This window comes from Mesotoga sp. HF07.pep.5.2.highcov, assembly GCF_003666285.1.
GTDB lineage: Bacteria > Thermotogota > Thermotogae > Petrotogales > Kosmotogaceae > Mesotoga > Mesotoga prima.
On sequence record NZ_JFHJ01000405.1, the window covers coordinates 1 to 2,992 of the forward strand.

Annotated in this window: 2 protein-coding genes; one reads left to right on the forward strand and one right to left on the reverse strand. The window is 46.1% G+C overall.

Annotation, left to right across the window (positions count from 1 at the left end; translation table 11 throughout):
- Nucleotides 1-99: 99 nt before the first annotated feature.
- Entirely contained in the window at nucleotides 100-1,125 is a 1,026-nt protein-coding gene (locus tag BG32_RS08605; protein ID WP_121526682.1) for an alpha/beta hydrolase, read from the forward strand.
- On the opposite strand, the gene hcp is transcribed toward BG32_RS08605, so the two are convergent.
- Complete coding sequence (hcp, locus tag BG32_RS08610) at nucleotides 1,085-2,743, reverse strand: hydroxylamine reductase (RefSeq protein WP_121526683.1); 1,659 nt, start codon at nucleotides 2,741-2,743, stop codon at nucleotides 1,085-1,087. The two genes, BG32_RS08605 and hcp, sit on opposite strands and share 41 nt — an antisense overlap.
- Nucleotides 2,744-2,992: the final 249 nt, after the last annotated feature.

Consider the following 2,992-nt stretch of genomic DNA (forward strand, 5'->3'; position numbering starts at 1 on the left):
CAAATAACATCTGGTTGACTGTGGCAGTAATTTCCTCTCTGGCAGCTATCGTGCTGGGAGTGGTAAATATGCTTCCTTAACGGGAAGGGTTTCGCGAGAATGAAACTGAAAAGAGAAATCCTTATTATTGCCACTTCTTGTGTCTTGCTATGCCCGACAAATTTCTCTGCTTATTCATTGTCGGAGATTGGAGAACTTGCAGAGCTTCTTAAGCAATTATTTCTGGCCTCAAGAACGGCCAGAGATTTCTCTCTTGAGAGTCTCAAAGTCGATACCGAAGAATTGCCTGCAGTTGACTTTGTGGTTAAAGAGGATGTCGTTTATTCGGAAGTTGATGGAGAGATACTCACAATGGATGTTTACTATCCTGCCAGAACTACTGCTCCAAGACCAGCAATACTGTATGTTCACGGAGGCGCCTGGATTACTGGAGACAAAAGGAGTGGACCCGGCGTAGTAGTTGCCGGTGAGCTTATAAGAGCCGGATTCATCGTATTCTCCATCGACTACCGGCTCGCCCCCAAATGGAAGTTCCCATCGCAGGTCATTGACGTAAAAACGGCAATTCGATTTGTAAGAGAAAATTCCACCGAATTACTGATTGATCCTGAAGCAATCGGAGGCTTCGGAACAAGCGCCGGTGCGCATCTTGTGACGCTTGCTGCATTGACTGCAAATACCGGCATGTTTTCTGAAGACAAATACTCAGGTCAGGATGAAAATCTTTTCTGTGTCGCTGATCTCTACGGACCCACCGATCTTGAAGCCCTATTCGAAGGTATTGAGAGAGAGGTAGCGGAGTTGATCTTTGGGAATGAAGAGGGAATACTTAGAAAGGCGAGTCCAATCAACTATGTAAATAAAGATTCCCCACCATTTCTGATAGTTCAGGGTGATAGCGATCTTGTCGTACCGGTCGATCAATCGAAACGCTTCTTCGAGGAGCTCACTGCTGCCGGATGCTATAGCAAACTGGTGGTGGTAGAAAACGCCGGGCACGGGTTGGTGCCCGACGGAGGAGAAATCAAACCTTCACTTATAGATGTCGCAAAAATAGTTGTCGGCTTCTTTCAAAGGCAAATGATTATCCAACAATCTCGGATAAATCTTCTTCTACGGTTCTAATAGGCTTTATATCGAAGTTTTCCACAAGAACTTTCAGAACATTCGGTGAAATGAAAGCTGGCAGTACCGGACCTAAACGAATCCCCTTTACTCCCATGTATAGAAGCGCAAGGAGTACAGCTACCGCCTTTTGCTCGTACCAGGCAATATCATACTCGATCGGGAGATCATTTATATCGTCCAGACCGAAAGCCTCTTTAAGCTTCAAGGCAGTCACAACCAACGAGTATGAATCGTTGCACTGCCCTGCGTCTACTACTCTGGGAATGCCTCCTATGTCGCCCAGATCTAGCATGTTATACCTGTATTTTGCACAACCCGCGGTTAATATTACCATGTCTTTAGGCAGCCTCTCGGCCAGGTCCGTGTAGTACTGTCTCTCCTTAGCATGTCCATCGCAACCGCCCATTACCACAAACTTCTTAATTGCACCTGTTTTCACTGCATCAATTATCTTATCGGAGACCTTTGACAGCTGATCGTGGGCCAGCCCAACAACGATTTTCTTGCCTGGTCTAGCTCCGATATCGCCTATTTCAAGAGCCTTTTCGATGATCGGCGTGAAATCCTTCTCTTTCCCGTCAACTCTGTTTGGGATGTGCGATACCTCGGGCCATCCGACAAGACCCGTAGTAAATATCTTGTCCTTATAAGATTCCCTCGGCCTCTGAATACAATTCGTGGTCATTAGAATGGGACCCTTGAATTCTTCGAATTCCTTCTGCTGATTGTACCAGGACGTTCCGAAATTGCCTCTGAGGTGAGAGAACTTTTTCAGTCCGGGATAACCATTCGCAGGAAGCATTTCACCATGAGTATATATATTTATTCCCTTTCCCTCGGTCTGTTTCAGGAGCTCTTCTAGATCAAGAAGATCGTGCCCACTAACCAATATCCCCGGTCCTTCATACGTGCCGGTATAGACTGACGTGATTTCCGGATTTCCATAGCTGCCGGTGTTTGCTTCGTCCAGTAAAGCCATTGCCTTAACTGCATACTCGCCCGCTTTCAAAACTAGCGCAACGTAGTCTTCAGCTGTCAATGAGTCGTTAAGACAGGAAGCGAGCGCCTCCTGAAGAAAGTCTAGTATAGAATTGTCAGAGTGCTTTAGGATATAGGCGTGATCTGTGTATGCTGCAATTCCTTTTAGGCCGTAGGTGAGAAGCTCCCTCAACGAACGAATATCTTCATCCTGCGTATCAAGAACACCCACTTGAGCACCTTTGGCCTTATAAGACTCCACTCCACGTGATGACTCCCAAGTGCATGCTTCAGGCATCGGTTCGCTGAACTCCTTTCCTTTCTCTTTTCTGTAAGCCTCTTTGAAGATTCTTTCGATTCGTCTTCTTACATTGAGGGCCCTGTCAATCTTCTTACCCAGACTCTCGGGATCAAAATCCACATTTGTAATCGTTGTGAAGAGGCCTTCAGCAACATAAAGACCGGTTTCAGAATCTTTCACTCCCATTTCTTGTGTTTTGACGCCCCACAAGGAAATCCCTTTCAAAATCCATATCAGAAGATCCTGGAGATCGGCTACTTCCGGTTCCTTTCCGCAGATACCTTGGACAGTGCAGCCAGTACCCTTCATCGTTTCAGAACACTGAAAACAAAACAATCTAATCCCTCCTTTACTGACAGTAATTATCTTACAGACGCCCAGAGGGAGAATCGGTAACATATGTTACACAGGAGATCGATCAATAATATGTGTACACCCTTGAGTAAATAAATTCTTCGGGAGCGCTTGAGCTATCCAGGAACTCAATTCTCCTGAGTTCCCGAACAGGGTTGCCTTGTTCGTCCGTGAGGAGTATATCGATTCGACTTCTGAACTCCGAAGCCTGTTCCCTGCCTTCCCTTCTAA